Origin of the sequence: Dyella mobilis, from assembly GCF_016904945.1 — a bacterium.
GTDB lineage: Bacteria > Pseudomonadota > Gammaproteobacteria > Xanthomonadales > Rhodanobacteraceae > Dyella_B > Dyella_B mobilis.
Genome location: NZ_JADIKF010000040.1, coordinates 1,079,802 through 1,100,718, shown reverse-complemented (window position 1 = coordinate 1,100,718; position 20,917 = coordinate 1,079,802). Strand labels below are relative to the sequence as shown.

At 63.2% G+C, this 20,917-nt stretch carries 23 protein-coding genes; 17 read left to right on the top strand and 6 right to left on the bottom strand.

Going from position 1 to position 20,917, the window contains the following annotated elements; all coding sequences use genetic code 11:
- The first annotated feature begins 38 nt into the window (after nucleotides 1–38).
- From ISS99_RS21385 to motB, 9 genes are all read left to right on the top strand, one after another.
- Nucleotides 39–1,250, top strand: coding sequence for a sensor histidine kinase (locus tag ISS99_RS21385; RefSeq protein ID WP_239538278.1), 1,212 nt, complete (start codon nucleotides 39–41; stop codon nucleotides 1,248–1,250).
- Nucleotides 1,247–1,849, top strand: a complete 603-nt coding sequence (locus ISS99_RS21380; RefSeq protein ID WP_204633619.1) for a response regulator transcription factor — start codon at nucleotides 1,247–1,249, stop codon at nucleotides 1,847–1,849. Before ISS99_RS21385 ends, ISS99_RS21380 begins: the two co-directional genes overlap by 4 nt.
- 76 nt (nucleotides 1,850–1,925) lie before the next feature.
- Nucleotides 1,926–2,966: a tRNA preQ1(34) S-adenosylmethionine ribosyltransferase-isomerase QueA gene (queA, locus tag ISS99_RS21375; protein WP_204633618.1), complete on the top strand. Its 1,041-nt coding sequence runs from the start codon at nucleotides 1,926–1,928 to the stop codon at nucleotides 2,964–2,966.
- 63 nt (nucleotides 2,967–3,029) lie between these two features.
- Complete coding sequence (gene tgt / locus ISS99_RS21370) at nucleotides 3,030–4,157, top strand: tRNA guanosine(34) transglycosylase Tgt (protein WP_204633617.1); 1,128 nt, start codon at nucleotides 3,030–3,032, stop codon at nucleotides 4,155–4,157.
- 159 nt (nucleotides 4,158–4,316) lie between these two features.
- On the top strand, nucleotides 4,317–4,646 hold the full coding sequence (yajC, locus tag ISS99_RS21365; RefSeq protein WP_204633616.1) for a preprotein translocase subunit YajC: 330 nt from the start codon (nucleotides 4,317–4,319) through the stop codon (nucleotides 4,644–4,646).
- A gap of 83 nt (nucleotides 4,647–4,729) precedes the next feature.
- The gene (gene secD, locus ISS99_RS21360; RefSeq protein WP_204633615.1) at nucleotides 4,730–6,649 is read left to right on the top strand and encodes a protein translocase subunit SecD; all 1,920 of its coding nucleotides are present in this window, start codon (nucleotides 4,730–4,732) and stop codon (nucleotides 6,647–6,649) included.
- Nucleotides 6,650–6,661: 12 nt separating this feature from the next.
- Nucleotides 6,662–7,624, top strand: coding sequence for a protein translocase subunit SecF (secF, locus tag ISS99_RS21355; RefSeq protein WP_204633614.1), 963 nt, complete (start codon nucleotides 6,662–6,664; stop codon nucleotides 7,622–7,624).
- 209 nt (nucleotides 7,625–7,833) lie between these two features.
- Nucleotides 7,834–8,703 (top strand): flagellar motor stator protein MotA, encoded by an 870-nt coding sequence (gene motA, locus ISS99_RS21350; RefSeq protein ID WP_204633613.1) that lies wholly within the window; start codon nucleotides 7,834–7,836, stop codon nucleotides 8,701–8,703.
- Nucleotides 8,700–9,665 carry a flagellar motor protein MotB gene (motB, locus tag ISS99_RS21345; protein WP_204633612.1) on the top strand — a complete coding sequence of 322 codons (966 nt, stop codon included), beginning with the start codon at nucleotides 8,700–8,702 and terminating at the stop codon, nucleotides 9,663–9,665. Before motA ends, motB begins: the two co-directional genes overlap by 4 nt.
- Nucleotides 9,666–9,682: 17 nt before the next feature.
- Here motB and murU read toward each other — a convergent pair whose 3' ends face one another.
- From murU to ISS99_RS21325, 4 genes are all read right to left on the bottom strand, one after another.
- Nucleotides 9,683–10,369 (bottom strand): N-acetylmuramate alpha-1-phosphate uridylyltransferase MurU, encoded by a 687-nt coding sequence (gene murU, locus ISS99_RS21340; protein WP_204633611.1) that lies wholly within the window; start codon nucleotides 10,367–10,369, stop codon nucleotides 9,683–9,685.
- Complete coding sequence (locus tag ISS99_RS21335) at nucleotides 10,366–11,379, bottom strand: aminoglycoside phosphotransferase family protein (protein WP_204633610.1); 1,014 nt, start codon at nucleotides 11,377–11,379, stop codon at nucleotides 10,366–10,368. Before ISS99_RS21335 ends, murU begins: the two co-directional genes overlap by 4 nt.
- A 78-nt stretch (nucleotides 11,380–11,457) precedes the next feature.
- Nucleotides 11,458–12,840 (bottom strand): ammonium transporter, encoded by a 1,383-nt coding sequence (locus tag ISS99_RS21330; protein WP_204634010.1) that lies wholly within the window; start codon nucleotides 12,838–12,840, stop codon nucleotides 11,458–11,460.
- Complete coding sequence (locus ISS99_RS21325) at nucleotides 12,830–13,168, bottom strand: P-II family nitrogen regulator (protein WP_204633609.1); 339 nt, start codon at nucleotides 13,166–13,168, stop codon at nucleotides 12,830–12,832. Before ISS99_RS21325 ends, ISS99_RS21330 begins: the two co-directional genes overlap by 11 nt.
- 256 nt (nucleotides 13,169–13,424) lie before the next feature.
- On the opposite strand from ISS99_RS21325, the gene ISS99_RS21320 reads away from it, so the two are divergent.
- Genes ISS99_RS21320 through ISS99_RS21290 form a run of 7 tightly spaced genes read left to right on the top strand, consistent with a single transcriptional unit; the run spans nucleotide 13,425 to nucleotide 19,319 of the window.
- Complete coding sequence (locus ISS99_RS21320; RefSeq protein ID WP_204633608.1) at nucleotides 13,425–13,886, top strand: SUF system Fe-S cluster assembly regulator; 462 nt, start codon at nucleotides 13,425–13,427, stop codon at nucleotides 13,884–13,886.
- Nucleotides 13,883–15,364 carry a Fe-S cluster assembly protein SufB gene (gene sufB / locus ISS99_RS21315; protein ID WP_204633607.1) on the top strand — a complete coding sequence of 494 codons (1,482 nt, stop codon included), beginning with the start codon at nucleotides 13,883–13,885 and terminating at the stop codon, nucleotides 15,362–15,364. The genes ISS99_RS21320 and sufB overlap by 4 nt, the downstream gene beginning before the upstream one ends.
- Nucleotides 15,365–15,366: 2 nt before the next feature.
- Nucleotides 15,367–15,627 carry a DUF4160 domain-containing protein gene (locus ISS99_RS21310; RefSeq protein ID WP_204633606.1) on the top strand — a complete coding sequence of 87 codons (261 nt, stop codon included), beginning with the start codon at nucleotides 15,367–15,369 and terminating at the stop codon, nucleotides 15,625–15,627.
- 29 nt (nucleotides 15,628–15,656) lie between these two features.
- Nucleotides 15,657–15,935 (top strand): DUF2442 domain-containing protein, encoded by a 279-nt coding sequence (locus ISS99_RS21305; protein WP_204633605.1) that lies wholly within the window; start codon nucleotides 15,657–15,659, stop codon nucleotides 15,933–15,935.
- 37 nt (nucleotides 15,936–15,972) lie between these two features.
- Nucleotides 15,973–16,737, top strand: a complete 765-nt coding sequence (gene sufC / locus ISS99_RS21300) for a Fe-S cluster assembly ATPase SufC (protein WP_204633604.1) — start codon at nucleotides 15,973–15,975, stop codon at nucleotides 16,735–16,737.
- The gene (gene sufD / locus ISS99_RS21295) at nucleotides 16,734–18,047 is read left to right on the top strand and encodes a Fe-S cluster assembly protein SufD (protein ID WP_204633603.1); all 1,314 of its coding nucleotides are present in this window, start codon (nucleotides 16,734–16,736) and stop codon (nucleotides 18,045–18,047) included. The genes sufC and sufD overlap by 4 nt, the downstream gene beginning before the upstream one ends.
- A 24-nt stretch (nucleotides 18,048–18,071) precedes the next feature.
- Complete coding sequence (locus tag ISS99_RS21290) at nucleotides 18,072–19,319, top strand: cysteine desulfurase (RefSeq protein ID WP_204633602.1); 1,248 nt, start codon at nucleotides 18,072–18,074, stop codon at nucleotides 19,317–19,319.
- Nucleotides 19,320–19,358: 39 nt separating this feature from the next.
- Here the strand turns inward: ISS99_RS21290 and ISS99_RS21285 are convergent, their stop codons facing one another.
- Nucleotides 19,359–19,793 (bottom strand): hypothetical protein, encoded by a 435-nt coding sequence (locus tag ISS99_RS21285; RefSeq protein ID WP_204633601.1) that lies wholly within the window; start codon nucleotides 19,791–19,793, stop codon nucleotides 19,359–19,361.
- Complete coding sequence (locus ISS99_RS21280) at nucleotides 19,790–20,362, bottom strand: RNA polymerase sigma factor (protein WP_204633600.1); 573 nt, start codon at nucleotides 20,360–20,362, stop codon at nucleotides 19,790–19,792. The genes ISS99_RS21285 and ISS99_RS21280 overlap by 4 nt, the downstream gene beginning before the upstream one ends.
- A gap of 141 nt (nucleotides 20,363–20,503) precedes the next feature.
- Between ISS99_RS21280 and ISS99_RS21275 the strand changes: the two genes are divergently transcribed.
- Nucleotides 20,504–20,842 (top strand): hypothetical protein, encoded by a 339-nt coding sequence (locus ISS99_RS21275; RefSeq protein ID WP_204633599.1) that lies wholly within the window; start codon nucleotides 20,504–20,506, stop codon nucleotides 20,840–20,842.
- The last annotated feature ends 75 nt before the right edge of the window (nucleotides 20,843–20,917 follow it).

Sequence of the window (20,917 nt, the reverse complement as noted above, 5' to 3'; positions counted from 1 at the left end):
ATGCGCGAGGGAAACGAGCTCGTGTGGGGAGCACAGCCATGACCATGCAAGCCGTCATTCGCAAGTGGTTTGCGCCGGCCCCGGATTCGGAGGCCGCGCGCAACGTGCGCCGGGGCAAGTCGCCATGGGTCGACGCCGTGCACCTGCTGTGGACAGTGTGGGTGGTCATTGCGCCGATCTTCGACCATTTCACCTGGAGCTGGGTCTGGCTGACGCTGGCCAGCTACCCGGTCTTTCTGCTGCTCTACGCCAAGTCCTGCGTATCGTCGTCGCGGCATTCGCAAGTGTATGCATTCGCCACCGTTGCACTCGCCCTGGTGTTGATGCCGTGGTACTCCAGCAGCCTGGTGTATTTCGTGTTCGGCTGCATCATGCTTCGAACCTGCCGGATGAATTTCCGCCGCTACCTCGCGCTGGTGGCGCTGCTCAATGCCATCCTGCTGGTCGAAGCGTGGTTTGCGCACTATGCGTGGCAGGGGGTGATATGGATACCCGTCACCACGATCATCATCAGCCTGATCATCAACGCCGAGCGCGACAACGAAGAAAAAGCCCAGCAGCTTCGTCTTTCGCAAGAAGAAGTACGCCGCCTGGCCGCCACGGCCGAGCGCGAGCGCATCGGGCGCGACCTGCACGACCTGCTGGGTCACACGTTGTCGCTGATCACCTTGAAACTGGAGTTGTCGCGCAAGCTGTTCGATCGCGACTCCGATGCCGCGCGGCGCGAGCTGGAAGAGGCCGAACGCGTGGCGCGGCATGCACTGGCCGAGGTGCGCGCAGCGGTTACCGGCATCCGTTCCACTGATCTTGCCGCCGAGCTGGCGTCGGCGCGGCTGTTGCTGGAATCTTCGGCCGTGCGCCTGGACTTCGGAGCCTTGCCCACTTCCTTGCCGCTCGATGTCGAGCGCGCGCTGGCACTGATCATCCGCGAGGCGGTCACCAATATTCATCGGCATGCAGCGGCTACCGAAGCCAGCGTGCAGTTCACTCGTACGGAGCAAGAGGTTCAGATGCGGATCAGCGACAACGGCAAGGGCGGCCTTGCCTCGCATGGCAACGGCGTAAGCGGCATGTGCGAGCGGGTGCGCGCCATCGGCGGCAAAATGCAAATCGATTCTCCGTCGCGCGCCGGTACGCGCTTGTTGATCACGGTACCGTTGCCTGCGCCCGCGAAAATTGGAATCGACGGCGCCGGCACGCAAGCGTCGCCCCCGCCCAAAGGCGGCTACTCAGCACGGAGCGCTGCATGATCCGGGTGTTGTTGGCTGAAGACCAGGCCATGGTGCGCGGAGCGCTGTCGGCGTTGCTCAATCTGGAATCGGATATCGAGGTGCTGGGTTCCGTAGCCGACGGCGAGGCGGCCTGGCGCGAGGTGCAGCGACTGAAGCCTGACGTGTTGGTCACCGACATCGAAATGCCCGGCATTACCGGCCTGGAACTGGTGCAGCGCATCCAGCGTCACGAGTTGCCGGTGAAGGCGATCATCGTTACCACCTTCGCGCGCCCCGGCTTCCTGCGGCGTGCGCTGGATGCGGGCGTGTCGGGCTATCTGCTGAAGGATGCCCCCGCGGAAAATCTCGCCGAGGCCTTGCGCACGGTGCATCGCGGCGGCCGCTCGATCGACCCGCAACTGGCCCTGGAGGCGTGGTCGGAAGCCGATCCGCTGAACGACCGCGAGCGGCAGGTGCTGCGCATGGCGGGCGAGGGGCAGTCGGCCACCGATATCGCCGCCCATCTCAATCTTTCGCACGGCACGGTGCGCAACTACCTTTCCGAGGCCATCGGCAAGCTGGGCGCCAGCAATCGCATCGAGGCCTATCGCCTGGCGCGGCAGAAAGGCTGGCTCTAAGCGCGGCCAAGAGGAGGGCAAGGACAGGCCGGCCCGCTTGCGGGATAATGGTCCGTTGCCGATCCAAGCACTCACTGTGAAGAAGTCCGATTTCAACTTCGACCTGCCGCCCGAGCTGATCGCACAGGCGCCCCTGGCACAACGCAGCGCCAGCCGCCTGCTGTTGCTGGACGTGCCCGTGCGCACCTGGCAAGACCGGATGTTCCGCGAATTGCCCGCGTTCCTGCGCCCGGGCGACCTGCTGGTGTTCAACGACACGCGGGTATTGCCGGCGCGCCTGCATGGCCACAAGCCGAGCGGCGGTGCGGTGGAAATCCTGATCGAGCGCGTCATCGGTACCCACGAGGCGATCGTGCAGTTGGGCGTGAGCAAAAAGCCTCGGCCGGGTACGGCGATCGTGCTCGCCGACGGCAGCCAGGCCACCGTGCTTGGGCGGGAGGAGAGCTTTTTCCATCTGCGTTTCGAATCCCCCGAGCCGCTGGAGCGCCTGCTGGCGAGACTGGGCGAGATGCCCTTGCCGCCGTATATCTCGCGGCACGCCGATGCCAGCGACATGGAGCGCTACCAGACGGTGTATGCGCGTGAGCCGGGGGCCGTTGCGGCGCCCACCGCCGGTTTGCACTTTGACGACGGTGTGCTGGGGCAATTGCGCGACAAAGGCGTGGATTTCGGCTACGTGACCTTGCACGTGGGGGCGGGAACCTTCCAGCCGGTGCGCAGCGAAGACCTGGCGCATCACCACATGCATCGCGAATGGCTCAATGTCGGCGCGGGGCTGGTGGACCAGATCCACCGCACGCGCCGCGCCGGCGGGCGGGTGATTGCGGTGGGTACCACGGTGGTGCGTGCATTGGAGAGTGCGACGGTGGAGGGCGTGTTGCGTCCGTTTGCGGGAGAAACGCAGATATTCATCTTCCCGGGCTACCGGATCACCAGCATCGACGGCTTGATCACCAACTTCCATCTGCCGCAGTCGACGTTGCTGATGCTGGTATCGGCATTGGCCGGGCGCGAGTACATCCTGGGCGCGTATGAGCACGCGGTGAAGCAGCGCTATCGGTTCTTCTCCTACGGGGATGCGATGCTGATCCTGCCCCAGGGGGCGCAGGTCGGGTAAGCGCAGTCTGCCAGGGCGCATTGGCCGGAGAGCGACGGCCATTTCTAATGCGATAATAGGCGGATGACTGCCATGCATTTCGATCTTCTGGCCACCGACGGCGCCGCGCGCCGCGGCCGCCTTACGTTTGACCGCGGTACCGTGGAAACCCCGGCGTTCATGCCGGTGGGTACCTATGGTTCGGTCAAGGCCATGACGCCCCGCGACCTGCGCGAGGTGGGTGCCGAGATCATTCTCGGCAACACTTTTCACCTGTTTCTGCGTCCGGGGCTGGAGATCGTCGGCGAGTTCGGCGGCCTGCATCGCTTCATCGGCTGGGACAAGCCCATCCTCACCGATTCCGGCGGCTTCCAGGTGTTCTCGCTGGCGCACAAGCGCAAGATCACCGAGCAAGGGGTGACCTTTGCCTCGCCGGTGGACGGCTCGAAGGTGTTTCTGTCGCCGGAAGAATCGATGCGCATCCAGACTGTGCTGGATTCGGATATCGCGATGATCTTCGACGAGTGCACCCCGTATCCGGCGACTGAGAAAGTCGCGTCCGAATCGATGGAGCTGAGTTTGCGCTGGGCCGAGCGGTCGCGGCGTGCTTTCGACGATCTGAAGAACCCCAACGCGCTGTTCGGCATCGTGCAGGGCAGCGTCTATGAAAACCTGCGCCGCCGTTCGGCCGAGGGCCTGGTGCAGATCGGCTTCGATGGCTATGCGGTGGGCGGCCTGGCGGTGGGCGAGCCGGAAGCGGAGCGCAACCACACGCTGGATTTCACCGTGCCGCTGCTGCCGCAGGACCGTCCGCGCTACCTGATGGGCGTGGGGCGGCCGGAAGACATCGTGGAGGCGGTGCGGCGCGGCATCGACATGTTCGACTGCGTCATGCCTACCCGCAATGCGCGTAACGGCTTCCTGTTCACCGCCCAGGGCACGCTGCGCATCCGCAACGCCAAGTTCGCCAACGATACGCGGGTGATCGAGGAAGGGTGCGGGTGCTACGCCTGCAGTCAGGGCTTCAGCCGCGCCTACCTGCGGCATCTTGATCGCTGCAACGAAATCCTCGGGAGCCAACTGGCCACCATCCACAACCTGCACCACTACCAGCAACTGATGGCGGGGCTGCGCCAAGCAATCGCGGACGGCAAGCTGGAGGCTTTTGTGACGGAGTTCTATGCCCGTCGCCAGGGCTCTGGGGAATCGTAGAAACCCTGGCTTGCAATCGTTGTCCCAGGACCACATGAACCAGTCCTGGGGCGGTATGGCTTGCCGTGCATAGCACCGGGGGGCATGGCATAATCCGGGGTCTTTTATTGGGTGCGCGGCAAAAAAACGTGCTGCGGCCATAACTTGCGGGACTAGCTGATGAATCTTTCGACGAATTTCGTGCTGGCGCAGGCTGCGCCGGGCGCTGCCGGTGGCGGCATTTCCATGCTGGTCATGCTGATCGTGGCCTTCGGCCTGATGTATTTCATGATGATCCGTCCGCAGATGAAACAGCAGAAGGAGCACCGCCAGCTGGTCTCCAACCTGTCCAAGGGTGACGAGGTGGTCAGCAACGGCGGCATCGCCGGCCGCGTCGACGACGTGGGCGACACCTTCATCACGCTCGAGATCGCACCGAACGTGAAGATCAAGGTGCAGAAGAATGCGGTCCAGCAGGTGCTTCCGAAAGGCACGCTGAAGTCGTCCTGAGCGCTTCGCGCCGCGGACAGGTTTCCGATCTCCAATTCACGCTATCCCGCGGCCTGGTGCCGCGGATTTTACGGATGCAAGGCATGAGTGATTTTCCTCGCTGGAAATACCTTCTGGTGGTCGTCGTCCTGGTGCTCGGCACCTTGTTCGCATTGCCGAACCTGTATGTGCCAAAACCTGCAGTGCAGGTGTCGGCCACGCACAGCGCCGTCGTCGACCAGGCCTTGCAGCAGAAAGTGACCGCCGCGCTGCAGGCGGCGAAGATCCCCTATCTCGATTCGAGCCTCAAGCACGACGCCAGTCGCGGCGACTTGATCCTGATCGGCTTTGCCAACCAGGACCAGCAGAAGGCCGCCGCCGATGCGCTGAAGCCGGTATTGGGCGACGACTACACCGCCGCGTTCAACCTGCAGTCGACGGTGCCGTCCTGGCTCAGCGCGATCGGCGGTCGTCCGATGCCGCTGGGCCTGGATTTGCAGGGCGGCGTGCGCTTCCTGATGGCGGTCGATCAGAACGACGTGATCGACAAGCAGGAAACGCGCTATACCCAGGACATCAGCTCGCTGCTGAAGAACAAGAAGATCGCGTTTGTGTCCGTGGCGCGCGATCCGACGCGCGGCCAGGGCGTCAACGTGGTGCTGGGCTCCTCGGCCGATCGCACCGCCGCCAGCGATGCCATCGCCACCGAATTCACCGACCTGACCGTCACGGACGGTGCCAACACCGGCAATCGTTTCGTGCTCAACGCCTCGATCAAGCCGATCAAGCTGCGCGACCTGGCCACCGGCGCAATCCGCCAGAACCTGGCCACCTTGAGCAACCGCATCAACGCATTGGGTGTGTCCGAGCCGGTGATCCAGGCTCAGGGCGAGGACCAGATCGCGGTCGAACTGGCCGGTGTGCAGGATCCGGCCGAGGCCAAGAAAGTGATCGGCGCCACCGCCACGCTGGAATACGTCGCAGGCATGGGCGAGGCGCGCACCAACGGCCGCACCTGGGCCGGCGACCAGGCAACGGTCGATGCGGTCAACACCGGAAACATTCCGCCGGACGATCATCTTTACTACAACCGCGAAGGATCCATCGCGTACCTGGTGAGCAAGAGCATCATCGCCACCGGTGACGAGCTGGTGGATGCCTCCTCCGGCAACGACCAGCAGTCAGGTTCGCCCAGCGTGAACGTCACGCTGAATTCGGCGGGCGCGGCCAAGATGCTCGACTTCACCCGCGACAACGTCGGCAAGCCGATGGCCGTGGTGTACGTGGAAACCACCACGGAAACCAAAGTCGTCAACGGCGCCGAAGTGCGCACGCCCAAGACCACCTACGCGGTGATCAACTACGCCAACATCAACGGCGTCTTCAGCAACAAGTTCCAGACCACCGGTCTTGCCAGCCCGAAGGAAGCCTCGGAACTGGCGCTGCTGCTCAAGGGCGGTTCGCTTGCTGCGCGCATGGAAATCATTTCCGAAGGCGTGATCGGCCCCAGCATGGGTCAGGACAACATCAAGAAGGGCCTGAATGCGGTGCTGCTGGGCCTGGGTCTGGTGCTGCTGGCCGCCGCGATCTACTACAAGCTCTTCGGCCTGGTGGCGGATATCGCGTTGTTCTTCAACCTGGTGATCCTGGTGGCGGTGATGTCGGCGATCGGCGTGACCCTGACCATGCCGGGCATTGCCGGTATCGTGCTGACGCTGGGCATGGCGATCGACGCCAACGTGCTGATCTGCGAGCGCGTGCGTGAAGAAATGCGCAACGGCTCCACGCCGCTGGCGGCGATCCGCGCGGGCTACGAGAAAGCCTGGGCGACCATTCTCGACGCCAACGTCACCCACCTCATTGCCGCGCTGGCGCTGACCACGATGGGCTCCGGCCCGATCAAGGGCTTCGGTGTCACGCTGCTGATCGGTATCCTGACTTCGATGTTCACCTCGGTCACGGTCACCCACGCGATCACTGCGCTGATCCACCACGGGCGCAAGCTCAAGACGCTGTCGGTGTAATCGGAGACCCTCATGGAAATTTTCAACCACAACAGCAATGTGCACTTCCTGGGCCTGCGCAAGTTCACCATTAGCCTGGCGGTTCTGCTGATCGTCGCCTCGGTGGCCGTCCTGGCCACCCGCAGCCTCAACTATGCGTTGGATTTCACCGGCGGCGTCAGCACCGAAGTCTCCTACGACAACCCGGTGGCCATCGAAGACGTCCGCGTTGCGCTGGACAAGGGCGGCATCGAGCACGCCACCGTGCAGAGCGTGGGCGGCACTCGCCGCGTGTTGATCCGATTCCAGCCCAAGGACGACACGCATTACACGCAGCAGGGTACGTCGCTCAATCTCGACGCGATTGCCGGCGACGTCGCCAAGGCGCTGCAGGCCGTGCGTCCCGACGCCAAGGTCGCCAGCCGCAGCTACGTGAGCGCCCAGGTGGGCGAGCAGTTGCGCAGCGATGGTGTGACGGCGGCGATCTTCGTGATCATCGGCATCGGCATTTATCTGTGGATTCGTTTCGAGCGCCGTTTCGCAATCGCCGCACTGGCCACCGAATTGCACGACGTGCTGGTCACGCTGGGCATCGTGTCGCTGATCCACCTCGAGTTCGACATGACGGTGCTGGCCTCGGTGCTGGCGGTGATCGGCTACTCGATCAACGACAAGGTGGTGGTGTTCGACCGTATCCGCGAATTGTTCCGTTCCGCGCGCAAGGTCGACTCGGAAGAAATCCTCAACCGCTCGATCAACAGCACGCTGTCGCGAACCATCATCACTTCGCTGTTCACCGGCATCGCCATGGCTGCGCTGTATTTCTTCGGCGGCCCGTCCGTGCACGGTTTTGCGATCACCATGCTGATCGGTATTCTGGTCGGTACGCTGTCTTCGATCTTCGTTGCCTGCCCGATCTTGCTGTGGCTGGGCGTGTCCAAGAAGGACCTGATGCCGGTGACCAAGGAAAATCCGGAGCTCGCGCGCCGGCCTTGAGCCTTGCTTCACGCTCTTCACGTGCGTCTTCACGAAACGGCCCGATGATTCGGGCCGTTTCGCTTTTTGGGGGTGACGCTAAACGTCACTTTTCAGCCCAAAACGCGTGCGCGTTCGCAGCTCTGGCGCATCGGCATTTTTTTCCTCAACTTCAGTGTGGGACGGTCGATAAGCGTGACTAGGACATTGTTTCCTGGTCTGGAGTCCACATGCTCGTTATCGTCGGTTCCCTCGTTGTGCTTTGCTGCGTGTTTGGCGGCTATGTGCTGTCGCATGGCCACATCCTCGCGCTTTGGCAGCCCAATGAGCTGTTGATCATCGGCGGCAGCTCCATCGGCGCCTTCCTTTCGGCGAACTCGCCGAAGATCGTGAAGGAATCGATGCACAACATCGTGGCGCTGTTCAAGGGGCCCAAATACCGCAAGCAGGATTACGTGGATCTGCTCGCCTTGCTGTACGACATCTTCGGCGTGATCCGCAAGAACGGATTGCTCGGCCTGGAAGTGCACATCGAAGATCCGCAGTCGAGTTCATTGTTCACCGCCTATCCGCGCCTGATTAAAGAACACAACCTGATCGAATTCATTACCGACTGCCTGCGCCTGATGGTCGGCGGCAACATGAATCCGCACGAGCTGGAACAGCTGTTGGAAGTGGAACTGGAAACCCACCAGCAGGAAGCCGAAGCTCCCGCCATGGCCGTGACCAAGATGGCCGATGCCATGCCCGGCTTCGGCATCGTTGCCGCCGTGCTTGGTATCGTGACCACCATGTCGCAGCTGGGAGGCGATACGTCGCTGATCGGCGAACACATCGCCGGTGCGCTGGTCGGCACGTTCCTGGGCATCCTCCTTTGCTATGGCTTTATCGGCCCGTTGGGTGCGGCGATGGAAAGCCGCGTGCACGAGGATGGCAAGGCGTTCGAATGCGTCAAGGTAGCCTTGCTGGCCAGCCTGCGCGGGTACAACCCCAAAGTGTCGGTGGAATTTGCGCGCAAGACGCTGTCGCCGCACGCACGCCCGAACTTCCAGGACTTTGAGGAACACCTCAAGGGCAGCCGTGCGGGCGCCGCTGCATGAGCGAGCACGATTCCGGTCAGTTGATCGTCGTGCGCCGCCCCAAGCGGCAGAAGCACGGGCATCATGGTGGTGCATGGAAGGTGGCATATGCCGACTTTGTTACCGCGATGATGGCGTTCTTCCTGGTGATGTGGCTGATCGGCGTAGGCACCAAGCAGCAGCGCGCCGCGATTTCCGAATATTTCAAGAATCCCAGCATGACTCCCGGCAATGCACCCATGGCGCCGCCGGGCAAAATGGGGCCGGGCGGCGCCAGCGACAGTGCGATCAAGCTCGGCGGCGCGATGGACATGCCGCACGGTCCCGGCAAGGACCGGCGCGCTTCTCGCTCGGCGGCGCCGAGCCAGCAGGAAGTGGAGAAGCTTGCGCGCGAGCAGGAAAAAGAGCGCCTGGAAAGCCTGATGCAACAGATGCACGCGGCGATCGAGAAGAGTCAGGCCTTGGCGCCATTCAAGGATCAGTTGCTGCTGGATATCACGCCAGAAGGTTTGCGCATCCAGATCGTCGACAAGCAGAACCGGCCAATGTTCGACACCGGCAGCGCGACGCTCGAGCCTTACACGGTGGCCATTCTTCACGAATTGGCTGGTTTCATCGCTCAGGCGCCGAACGAGGTCAGCATCTCCGGCCACACCGACGATGCGCCTTACAGCAGCGAACACAATTACAGCAACTGGGAGCTTTCAGCTGATCGTGCCAATGCGGCGCGGCGTGCCTTGCTTGACGGTGGCCTGGTCAGCGACAAGATCGCGCGTGTGGTAGGGCTGGCGGCATCGGTGCCGTTCGACAAGCTCAATCCCAGCGATCCGATCAATCGCCGCATCAGCATCATCATGATGACCAAGCAGGCGCAGGATGCGGCGATGTCGCAGGAGCAGGCCGATGCACCCCAGGTGATGACGCCGTCGATCTTGAACGTCTCCGCATCGGTCGTAAAACCTTCGGTGCCCGGCGCGCCCTGAAGGGTCGATGCGCGTAATCAGCGGTTGAGCGAAGCCAGCCGCTCGGGCGTGCCGACGTCCGTCCAGGCACCGCGATGATGGCTGCCGGTCACGGCGCCGCGATCGATCGCGGCGTTCAGCAGCGGCCGGATCTTGAAGCGCGGCGGCTTTTGTTCCGGATCGCATCCGGCCAGCGACGGCCATTGGTCGAGAATTTCCCGGCGATAGACGCCGATGCCGCTATAGGTCAGCCGCGGCGTGCCTTCGCGATGCAGCACACCCTGCGCATCCAGCACGAAATCCCCGTCGGGATGATGCGGCTGATTGTCGACCATCAGCAGATGGGCGACGCCGGCAGGTTCCTTGGGCAGTGCGCCGAAGTCGGCATCGATCCACACGTCGCCGCTGATGGCGATAAACGGTTCCGGCCCGAGCAATGGCAGGGCGTTGAGCATGCCGCCGCCGGTCTCCAGCGGCGTCGAGCCCTCGTAGGCATAACGGATGCGCAGGCCCCAGCGCGAGCCGTCGCCCAATGCATCGGGAAACTGATCGGCCAGGTGCGAGGTGTTGATCACCACGTAGTGCACGCCGATTGCGGCGAGCTTTTCCAGATGCCAGGCAATCAACGGTTTGCCGCGTACCGTCAGCAGCGGCTTGGGCATGCGATCGGTGAGCGGGCGCATGCGTTCGCCCAGGCCGGCAGCGAAGATCAGTGCGTGCCTCATGCTTGGGCTACCTTGGTGAGATCGCGGCCTTGCGCGCGGCGTTCGATCAGTGCGACGAAGTCGGCCAGTTCCGGATAGTTGCGAGCCACCGACACCACGTAGTGATACACCCGAGGCACGTCGGCGAGGTAGCCCGGTTTGCCGTCGCGATACCAAAGCCGATAGAACTGGCCCAGCACGCGTACGTGACGATGCAGGCCGGTGAGATCGAACCAGCGCAGGAATTGCACCCGGCCGATACTCGCGTCGATCACTCGCGCTTCGATGAGCCGCTGCCGATACGCTTCGACCCACGCTTCGACTTTTTCACGCGGCCAGGCGATGTAGCCGTCGCGCAACAGCGAGGCAAGATCGTAGGTGACCGGGCCGGAGAGTGCGCCCTGGAAATCGATGATGCCCGGATTGTCGCGATCGACGATCAACAGATTGCGGCTGTGGTAGTCGCGATGCACGAAACAGCGCGGCTGCTCCTGCACGTTGCGCACAATCGCCTCGAACGCCGCTTCCAGCACACCCTGTTCGACGCCGTCGGGCTGGTGGCCGAGATGCCGGCCGAGGAACCATTCGGGCATGATTTCCAGCCCGCGCATCATCAGGTCGCGATCGAAAGGCGGCAGGTCGCGGTGATCCACCTGGCTCTGCATGCGCAGCAAGGCGTTCATCGCATCGCCATACAACGCGTCTGCGGTGGCGTCGCTCAAGGCTGGCAGGTAGAGGCGCGATCCCAGGTCCTCGATCAGCAGGAATCCGCGTTCCAGATCCTTGTCGTACACCGCCGGCACGTGCAGGCCGGCTGCGGCGAGTCGTTCGCCGATGACCAGCCACGGGCGCGGATCTTCCTGTGCCGGCGGCGAATCCATCACAATCCAGCTGCGGCCGTCGTGATGCGTGCGCCAGTAGCTGCGGAAGCTGGCGTCGGAGGAAGCGGGTTCCAGCGCGAGCGCGGGGTTGCCGAGGCTGTTTCGCGTCCAGGCCAGGCGTGCGGCGGCGCGATCGAGGGAGTGATCCATGCGGGGCGAGGAGTGAGTGGCTGGAGGAATTTTCCGACTGCCCGCTATGTTCTCACTCCTCCCCATTATTTTCTCGCCTTACGACAGGTTGTACGCGCGCTCCTCGTGCTCGGCGATATCCAGGCCGATCTGTTCCTGCTCGGCGCTTACGCGCAGGCCCATGGTCAGGTCGATCAGTTTCAGGATGCCCCAGCTCAGCAGGGCGCTCCACGCGATGGTGAAGCCCACGCCCTTGCACTGGATCCACAACTGCGCGAGCGGCGAGGTGACGGCGGCATCGAAACCGCCCAGCTTGGGCGCGGCAAAAATACCGGTGAGCAAGGCGCCGACGATGCCCGCAACGGCATGCACGCCGAACACATCCAGCGTGTCGTCATAGCCGAGCTTGTGCTTCAGGCGGGTGGCGGTGAAGAAGCACACCGCGCCCGATGCCAGGCCTAGGATCATCGCGCCGCCGGGGCCGGCCGTACCCGCCGCCGGCGTCACCGCGACCAGCCCGGCCACCGCGCCCGACGCAATGCCCAGCACACTGGCGCGCTTGTGCGCGATCCATTCCACCGCGACCCAGCCGATGGCGGCTGCGGCGGTGGCGATCTGCGTCACCAGCATCGCCATGCCGGCGCTGCCGTTTGCCGCGATTGCCGAGCCCGCATTGAAGCCGAACCAGCCCAGCCACAGCAGGCTCGCGCCGATCACCGTGTAGCCCAGATTGTGCGGCGGCATGTGGGTATGCGGATAGCCGCGGCGCTTGCCCAGCACCAGGCACGCCACCAGGCCGGCGATACCCGCGTTGATGTGCACCACCGTGCCGCCCGCGAAATCGAGCACGCCCAGGTCGCCCAGCAGCGAGCCGGGTCCGCTCCACACTGCGTGCGCAATCGGCAGGTACACCAGGGTGAACCACGCACCGGAAAACACCAGCATCGCGCTGAACTTCATGCGCTCGGCGAACGCACCGATGATCAGCGCGGGGGTGATGATGGCGAAGGTGAGCTGGAACATCACGTACACGCTTTCCGGCACGGTCTGGTACAGCGACGAAGGAGTCAGTCCCGTCAGCATCGCGCGATCCAGTCCGCCGATGAACGAATGCAGGTTGGTGACGCCGGCGTGCATGCCTTCCGTGCTGAAGGCCAGGGAATAGCCGTAGGCCACCCACAGCACCGTAATCAGCGCGGTGATCGCCAGGCACTGCATCATCACCGACAGCAGGTTTTTGGCACGCACCATGCCGCCATAAAACAGCGCCACGCCGGGGAGCGTCATCATCAGCACGAAAGCGCTGGCGACGATCATCCAGGCGGTGTCGCCGCTGTTGAGCGCGGATGCCGGGGCGGTCTGCGCAAACGCTGGCGAAACAACGCCAAGACTCACTAGCAGTACCGCAAAGAGCCCGCCCGGACACAGAACGCCGTGTGTTCCCCGTTTCCCGTTTCCCGTTTCCCGGCCGTCAAAGCGCATCGGCATCCACCTCCTGCGTGCGGATGCGGATCACCTGCTCCAGCTCGCTCACGAAAATCTTGCCGTCGCCGACCTTGCCGGTACGGGCTGCGCTGGTGATGGCATCGATCGCCAGGTCCGCCTGCTCGTCGCTGACCGCCAGTTCGATCTTCAGCTTGGGCAGGAAATCCACCACATACTCCGCGCCGCGATACAGCTCGGTATGCCCACGCTGGCGGCCAAAGCCTTTGACCTCGGTGACGGTCATGCCCTGCACGCCGGCTTCGCCGAGCGCTTCGCGCACGTCGTCCAGGGTGAAGGGTTTGATGATCGCGGTAATCCATTTCATGCGCGGGGTTTCCCAAGGGACGGTTTTGTTGCGATACAGCAGATTGCGTGCCATAGCCTTGGCTATCGCCGGAAGTGCCGTTCTGATGCGGTTCCATGGGGATGGCGGGAGGGCAGAGGCCGACTTTTGTGGCCAGTCTGGTGCGCGCCGTGATTCAAGATGGTGCAAGTGCCCGGTGCCTGGCGGGCGCTTTGAATTGACCCTGTCCGGCATAATCTGTACCATTTTAGTCTGAATTAGCGCGGTGCCTCCCCCCATGTTCCGTGTCAGCCGATTGACGGATTACGCCACCGTGGTGATGACCTGCATCGCCGCGCACCCTGGCGACGTCCTGAGTACGGCGCAGATCGCCGAAGAAACCCACCTGGAACTGCCCACGGTCAGCAAATTGCTGAAGTCGCTGGGGCATGCCGGGCTGGTCGATTCCTTCCGCGGCGTCAACGGCGGCTATCGCCTGGCGCGACCGGCCGGTGAAATCAGCCTCGCGGAGATCGTTGAAGCGATGGAAGGGCCGCTGGGCATGACCGAGTGCAGCCTGAGCGACGGCCATTGCGAGCGCGAATCGCAATGCGGCGTACGCGGCAGCTGGCAACGCATCAACCACGTATTGGACAACGCGCTGCGCACGATGAGCCTGGCCGACATGTTGCGCCCCGCTGCGCACGCGCCGGTCGCCAGCGTGGCGCTTACCGAATTGAAAGGCAGGACCGCACCATGACCATCGAGAGCACGACTGTCGACTCCAACAGCTCTTCTGCGTTGCGCGACAACGCCGAAGTGGCCGCTGCGCTCGGCCGTCGCTATGAAGCCGGTTTCGTTACCGATATCGAAATGCACAGCCTGCCGCCGGGTCTGTCCGAAGATATCGTGCGCCAGCTTTCGGCCCTGAAGGACGAACCGGAGTGGATGACCGAGTGGCGTCTGAAAGCCTACCGTCACTGGCTCACCATGCCGACGCCGCATTGGGCCAAGCTCAATATCGCGCCGATCGATTTCCAGGCGATCAGCTACTACGCCTCGCCGAAGAACAAGCCGAAATCGCTCGACGAAGTCGATCCGAAACTGCTGGAAGCCTACGACAAGCTCGGCGTTCCGCTGCACGAGCGCGCCAAGCTCGCCGGCGTGGCGGTGGATGCGGTGTTCGACTCGGTCTCCGTCGGCACCACCTTCCGCAAAGAACTGGCCGAAGTGGGCGTGATCTTCTGCTCGATGAGCGAAGCGATCAAGGAACATCCGGAGCTGGTACAGAAATACCTCGGCAGCGTAGTGCCCACCGGCGACAACTACTTCGCCGCGCTGAACTCGGCGGTGTTCTCCGATGGCTCGTTCGTATTCATTCCCAAGGGCGTGCGCTGCCCGATGGAACTGTCCACGTACTTCCGCATCAACGCGGGCCATACCGGCCAGTTCGAACGCACGCTGATCATCGCCGAAGACGGTGCGACCGTGTCTTACCTGGAAGGCTGCACCGCGCCCATGCGCGACGAAAACCAGCTGCATGCCGCGGTGGTGGAACTGGTTGCGCTGGAAAAGGCCAACATCAAATACTCGACGGTGCAGAACTGGTACCCGGGCGACGAAGAAGGCCGCGGCGGCATCTACAACTTCGTGACCAAGCGTGGCGATTGCCGCGGCGACGATTCCAAGATTTCTTGGACCCAGGTGGAAACCGGTTCGGCCATCACCTGGAAGTATCCGAGCTGCGTGCTGCGCGGCGATCGTTCGGTGGGCGAGTTCTATTCGGTCGCGCTTACGCACCATCGCCAGCAGGCCGATACCGGCACCAAGATGATCCACATCGGCAAGGGCACCAAGTCCAAGATCGTGTCCAAGGGCATCAGTGCCGGCAAGAGCTCCAACAGCTATCGCGGCCTGGTGAAAGTGGAGAAGGGCGCCGACGGTGCGCGCAACTACACCCAGTGCGACAGCTTGCTGATCGGCAAGAAGTGCGGTGCGCACACCTTCCCGTATATGGAAGTGAAAAACCCCAGCGCGATCGTCGAGCACGAGGCCACCACTTCGAAGATCTCCGACGACCAGCTTTTCTACTGCCGTGCACGCGGCATCGGCGAAGAAGACGCGGTGTCGATGATTGTCGACGGCTTCTGCAAGCAGGTGTTCCGCGAGCTGCCGATGGAGTTCGCGGTGGAGGCGAAGAAGCTGCTGGAGATTTCGCTGGAAGGTGCGGTGGGTTAAGCATGCCGACCATCAGCAGTTTTTACGGCATCTTGATAAGAATGTATTTCGCCGATCACGCGCCACCACATTTCCACGCAGTCTATGGTGAAACTGAAGCTTTGATAGACATTCGTACGTTGGAAGTCATCGAAGGTGGGCTTCCCCGTCGAGCAATGGCTTTTGTGCTCGAGTGGGCCTCAATGCATCGCAGCGAACTTCAAGAGGACTGGGACCTATGTGCAGCTCGCAAGTCTCCGCACCCCATCAGTCCCCTGGACTGAACGCCTACCCGCCTTGGCGCGTGGTAGAAGTGGCAGTCACGACGGGATATCGGCTGGATGTGCGCTTCCGGGACGGCACGGACGGTATCGTGGATATGTCGGCCATGGTGGAAAGTGAGGCGGCTGGGGTGTTCGCCGCCTTGCGGGACAGATCGGTTTTCGAAGCGGTTTACGTCGAGGCCGGGGCGGTGACCTGGCCTGGCAATATCGATCTCGCGCCTGATTCGCTGTATGCCGAGATAAAAGCACGTGGCCGATGCGTATTTTCATCGGATGGCTTGCTTGGCGGCACTTGCGCAAACTCATAGACATTCCGGCCCGAGCGGCCGAATACGGAACATTTTTATGCTGAAGATCGAAAACCTGCATGCCCGCGTCGAGGGCAAGGACATTCTCAAGGGGCTCAGCCTTACCGTGAATCCGGGCGAGGTGCACGCCATCATGGGCCCCAACGGTGCCGGCAAGTCGACGCTGGGCAACGTGCTGTCCGGGCGCGACGGTTATGAAGTGACCGAAGGCTCGGTGATCTTCGAGGGGCGCGACCTGCTGGCGCTGGAGCCGGAAGAGCGCGCGGCGGCCGGTGTCTTCCTGGCATTCCAGTATCCGGTGGAAATCCCGGGTGTGAACAATACCTATTTCTTGCGCGCGGCACTCAATGCGCAGCGCAAGCAGCGCGGCGAACCGGAACTGGATTCCATGCAGTTCCTCAAGCTGGTGCGCGAAAAGCTGAAGATCATGCAGATCTCCGACGAGCTGCTGCACCGCGCCGTCAACGAAGGGTTCTCCGGCGGCGAAAAGAAGCGCAACGAGATATTCCAGATGGCGGTGCTGGAGCCGAAGCTGGCCATTCTCGACGAAACCGATTCGGGCCTGGACATCGATGCGCTCAAGCAGGTGTCGCAAGGCGTGAACGCGCTGCGTTCGGCAGATCGTTCGTTCCTGGTCATCACGCACTACCAGCGCCTGCTCGACTACATCGAGCCGGATTTCGTGCACGTACTGGCCGAGGGCCGCATTGTCGAAAGCGGTGACAAGACGCTGGCGTTGAAGCTGGAAGAACACGGTTACGCCTGGGTTGCCGAGCGCGATCCCGCCGAGGTGCGTGCATGAGCCAGTCGCCCGCCCCGCTGCCCTTTATCGATGCACTGCGCGATGCGGCCGGCGTGCGCCTGCCTGGCAGCGGGCAGGCGTGGCTGGATACCGTGCGGCGCGAAAACCTGGAAACGTTCCTGGCGGACGGACTGCCGGATACGCGCACCGAGGCGTGGAAGTACACGGCTTTGCGTGCATTGGGCCAGCGCCGCTTTGCGCAGGGTGACCCTGACGCCGCAACGCGCGCGTTCGATCCACGTGCATTGGGGCTTCCCGGTGTCGACGGCCCGCGTCTGGTGTTCGTCAATGGCGTGTTTCGCGCGGATCTGTCGCGGCTGGACGGGCTTCCCGCAGGCCTGACGCTGCAGCCGTTGTCGCAGGTACTGGAACGGGATCCTGAGCCGCTGCGCTTTGCGCTGAGCCGCCGCTACCGCGAAGCCGGCGACGCGTTTGCCCGGCTCAATACCGCCCTGGCCGGCGATGGCGTGATGCTGCGGGTTGCCGCCGGTGCGCGGATCAGCAAACCGGTGCAGCTCTGCTTCGTGGGTGTGCCGGCGTCGGGCGACCTGGCTTGGCACGTGCGCAACGTGATCGAAGTAGGCGAGGGCGCCAGGCTCGACCTCGTCGAGCACCATCTCCACGACGCCCCGCACAAGCATCTGGGCACGCTGGTCACCGACCTGGTGCTGCAAAACGACGCCCACCTGCAGCACGTGCAACTGCAAAATGCTGCTGAAGAAAGCGTGCTGATCCGCCGCGGCAGCCTGCATCTGGGCGCCAGGTCGCAGGCCGCCCTGCACGTGCTGGAACTCGGCGGCGGCCTGGTGCGCCACGACCTGCATGCCGAAATGCGCGGCGACCAGGCGCGCCTGGATACGCGTGGCGTGTTCGTATTACGTGGCCGCCAGCATCTCGATACCCAGTTGTCGATCCGCCATCAGGCCTTGAATACCGCGTCGGAATCGATCTGGCGGGGCGTGGCGGACGAGCGTGCGCGCGGCGTGTTTCGCGGTGCGATCGTCGTGGCGGAAGGCGCGGACGGCTCCGATGCCAGCCTCAGCAACAAGAACCTGCTGCTGTCCTCGCTGGCTGAGATCGACACCAAGCCCGAACTGGAAATTTACGCCGACGAGGTGAAGGCGGCACACGGCGCTACGGTCGGTCAGCTCGACGAGCGTGCGCTGTTCTACCTGCGTTCGCGCGGACTGCCGTATGCGGAAGCGCGTGCGCTGCTGACGGCGGCGTTCTGCCGCGCGGTGTTTACCTCCCTGCCGAACGAAACGCTGCGCGATCACTTCTCCGAAGCGCTGCTTGCGCACCTGCCCTGAAACCATAGACAGGTTTTTATCGCCATGAACGCCAAGCCCAGCCAGCCATCCGTCGATTTCGACATCCAGCGCGTGCGCGCGGATTTTCCATTGCTTTCGCGCACGGTGCACGGCAAGCCGCTGGTGTATTTCGACAACGCCAACACCAGTCAGAAACCGGCACAGGTGATCGAAGCGGTCGATCGCCATTACCGCGAGCACAACGCGAACGTGGCTCGTGCGGTGCATCAGTTGGGTGAGGAGGCGACCGCCGCTTACGAAGGCGCGCGGGACAAGCTGGCCGCCTTCATTCACGCGGGCTCGCGCAACGAAGTGGTGTTGACCTCGGGCACCACGCAGTCCATGAACCTGGTGGCTTACAGCTATGCCTTGCCGCGCCTGCAGCCGGGCGATGCGATCGTCACCACCGTGATGGAACACCACGCGAACATCGTGCCGTGGCAATTGGTGGCCGCGCGCAGCGGCGCCATCGTCAAGGCCGCGCCGATCGACCAGCGTGGCGAGCTGATCGTGGAGAAATTCTTCGAGCTGCTCACGCCGGAAGTGAAGCTGGCCTGCGTGGCGCACGTCTCCAATGTCCTGGGCACCGTCAACCCCGTGCGCGAGATTGCGCGCGAATGCCGGCGCCGAGGCATTCCGCTGCTGGTGGACGGCTCGCAGGCGATGCCGCATCGTCCGGTGGACGTGCAGGCGCTGGGTTGCGATTTTTACGCCATCACCGGGCACAAGATGCTGGCGCCTACCGGCACCGGTGCGTTGTGGGCGAAGCGGGAACATCTGCAATCGATGCCGCCGTTCTTCGGCGGCGGAGAGATGATCCGCGAAGTACGTTTCGACGGAACCACCTTTGCCGAACCGCCGCACAAATTCGAGGCCGGCACGCCCAATATCGCGGGTTTTGCCGGTGTGGGCGCAGCGATCGACTATATCCAGGCACTGGGTTTCGAAGCAATTCGCGCGTGGGAGCACGAACTGCTGAGCTATGCGACGGAGCGCCTGCGCGACATTCCCGGATTGCGCATTTTCGGCGAAGCGGCCGACAAGGAGCCAGTGATCTCCTTCCTCATTGAAGGTGCGCAAGCCACCGACGTGGCGACCTTGCTGGATCTGGAGGGTGTTGCCGTGCGCTCGGGGCACCATTGCGCGCATCCGCTGATGCAGTTCTACGGCGTGCCCGCCACGCTGCGCGCCTCGCTGGCGTTCTACAACACGCGCGAAGAAGTCGATGCCTTTATCGCCGCGCTGCTGAAAGTGCGCAAATTGTTGATGTAATTGCCGGATACGTGGCCGGACCGATCGGTTGTCGACGCGCTAACCCGACTTGCGCGGCGACAATTTGCCGAGCGAGGCCGGCAGTGCGAGACCGGCCAGCAGCGCGAGCAACCACGGGTTCGAAAGTCCGCTGGCCATCGTGAGTGTTCGCGCAAACGCCAGCCAGAGCTGGCTGTATGTCACGACCACCCCCAGCAGCATTGCGCCGAGCAAACCGAGCAGGGCGACGCTAAGCCACAGTTCGAGCTGCGCGTCCGCAGTGCGATGTACTTGCGCCGCGACTTCTGCTGCGAAATCGGCAGGCAGTTCTTCATCCAGCGGCTGCCGCAGCGCACGTGCCACGACCCGGTAGCTTTGCAGCTTTGCGTCGCCGTGCGGTGACAGTCCGAGCCGATCGGCGCGCGCGGCTTGCTCCTGCAAAGCCCATTCCCGCTCGGCCGCATCGTTGAAGGGTGGTTGCCGTTCGTGAGTCATGAGGGAACTCCTTGCGCCGGTGCCAGAGCATCGCGCAGGCGCAGGCGTGAACGAAACAGGTGACTCTTGATGGTGCCGGGCGCCAGACCGGTGATGCCGGCTATCTCGTCGATGGAAAGCTCATCCAGATGATAAAGCGTCAGCAAGGTGCGCTGCAGCGGTGGGAGAGCCTCAATGGCCACGTGCAGGCGGGCGCTCATTTCGTTGCTGGCGTAAGCGGTCTCCAGGTCGAAACCGTCGCTGGTGTTCTCGATCAGGGCGAAGACGTCCTCGTCGCTGCACGGATCGGCCAGCGCGATGCGCTTCCGCTCCAGGTGACGCAGGGCAATGGTGTACGCCACGCGCCCGATCCACGATTTAAGTGCGCTTTCATAACGATATTGATGCAGGCTTTGATGGACGCGCAGGAAGGTTTCCTGGCACAGGTCGCGGGCGTCTTCCGGGTGGCGGACCATGCGGTAAATGACGTGCCAGCACAGCGCCTGGTATTCGCGCACCAGGCGTTCGAACGCGCCTGGGGCGTTCGCCAGGACGGCTTCGACGAGCAGGCGATCCGGGTGCGGGCTCATGCAGGGACGGGTTCCTTGATACCAGCATAGATACGGCCAGGCCGCCCCTGGTTGCAACGGCGGCGGTTGCAACCGGAATGAACCTGGGCGTATCTCTTTCACCGTAGACGCCCGCCGGGTGTTCCCGTACTGGAGAGCGATGTGAACGTGGGAGAGCTTGTCCCGATCGTCCTGTTTGTTTGCGTAACGTTCTGCCTTACCTATGGCATCCGGCTGCTGGTCGACGCGCGGGTGCGCATCAAGATGCTGCAGGCCGGGGGGTCGAAGGAATTGATCGATTCCATCGTGCTTGGCGAGCAGCAGCTTCGCCGGTTGGGGTCGTTGCGCTGGGGGATCGTGCTGTTGATGGAGGGGCTGGGATTCGGGCTGATCCAGCTCTTCGGTTGGACCACCATCACACCGGGGGTGGTGGGCTTGCTGATCGGATCCTTCGGCCTGGGCTCGCTCATCTTCTTCGTGGTTGCGCGCCGCTTCGGCTGATTCAGGCATTCTCGATCCCGTTTTGCCCGGCTTCGCGAGCTACGAAAATAGCGCTGACAAGCCCTAGAATGCCGG

What these genes read in the sequence shown, in the direction of transcription:
- sufB (WP_204633607.1), top strand. Translation starts at nt 13,883, where the DNA reads ATGACCATCGAGAGCACGACTGTCGACTCCAACAGCTCTTCTGCGTTG.
- ISS99_RS21330 (WP_204634010.1), bottom strand. Translation starts at nt 12,840, where the DNA reads ATGCGCTTTGACGGCCGGGAAACGGGAAACGGGAAACGGGGAACACAC.
- ISS99_RS21280 (WP_204633600.1), bottom strand. Translation starts at nt 20,362, where the DNA reads ATGAGCCCGCACCCGGATCGCCTGCTCGTCGAAGCCGTCCTGGCGAAC.
- secF (WP_204633614.1), top strand. Translation starts at nt 6,662, where the DNA reads ATGGAAATTTTCAACCACAACAGCAATGTGCACTTCCTGGGCCTGCGC.
- sufD (WP_204633603.1), top strand. Translation starts at nt 16,734, where the DNA reads ATGAGCCAGTCGCCCGCCCCGCTGCCCTTTATCGATGCACTGCGCGAT.
- murU (WP_204633611.1), bottom strand. Translation starts at nt 10,369, where the DNA reads ATGAGGCACGCACTGATCTTCGCTGCCGGCCTGGGCGAACGCATGCGC.
- tgt (WP_204633617.1), top strand. Translation starts at nt 3,030, where the DNA reads ATGACTGCCATGCATTTCGATCTTCTGGCCACCGACGGCGCCGCGCGC.
- ISS99_RS21385 (WP_239538278.1), top strand. Translation starts at nt 39, where the DNA reads ATGACCATGCAAGCCGTCATTCGCAAGTGGTTTGCGCCGGCCCCGGAT.
- ISS99_RS21380 (WP_204633619.1), top strand. Translation starts at nt 1,247, where the DNA reads ATGATCCGGGTGTTGTTGGCTGAAGACCAGGCCATGGTGCGCGGAGCG.
- ISS99_RS21320 (WP_204633608.1), top strand. Translation starts at nt 13,425, where the DNA reads ATGTTCCGTGTCAGCCGATTGACGGATTACGCCACCGTGGTGATGACC.
- yajC (WP_204633616.1), top strand. Translation starts at nt 4,317, where the DNA reads ATGAATCTTTCGACGAATTTCGTGCTGGCGCAGGCTGCGCCGGGCGCT.
- secD (WP_204633615.1), top strand. Translation starts at nt 4,730, where the DNA reads ATGAGTGATTTTCCTCGCTGGAAATACCTTCTGGTGGTCGTCGTCCTG.
- motB (WP_204633612.1), top strand. Translation starts at nt 8,700, where the DNA reads ATGAGCGAGCACGATTCCGGTCAGTTGATCGTCGTGCGCCGCCCCAAG.
- ISS99_RS21335 (WP_204633610.1), bottom strand. Translation starts at nt 11,379, where the DNA reads ATGGATCACTCCCTCGATCGCGCCGCCGCACGCCTGGCCTGGACGCGA.
- sufC (WP_204633604.1), top strand. Translation starts at nt 15,973, where the DNA reads ATGCTGAAGATCGAAAACCTGCATGCCCGCGTCGAGGGCAAGGACATT.
- ISS99_RS21285 (WP_204633601.1), bottom strand. Translation starts at nt 19,793, where the DNA reads ATGACTCACGAACGGCAACCACCCTTCAACGATGCGGCCGAGCGGGAA.
- motA (WP_204633613.1), top strand. Translation starts at nt 7,834, where the DNA reads ATGCTCGTTATCGTCGGTTCCCTCGTTGTGCTTTGCTGCGTGTTTGGC.
- ISS99_RS21325 (WP_204633609.1), bottom strand. Translation starts at nt 13,168, where the DNA reads ATGAAATGGATTACCGCGATCATCAAACCCTTCACCCTGGACGACGTG.
- ISS99_RS21290 (WP_204633602.1), top strand. Translation starts at nt 18,072, where the DNA reads ATGAACGCCAAGCCCAGCCAGCCATCCGTCGATTTCGACATCCAGCGC.
- ISS99_RS21310 (WP_204633606.1), top strand. Translation starts at nt 15,367, where the DNA reads ATGCCGACCATCAGCAGTTTTTACGGCATCTTGATAAGAATGTATTTC.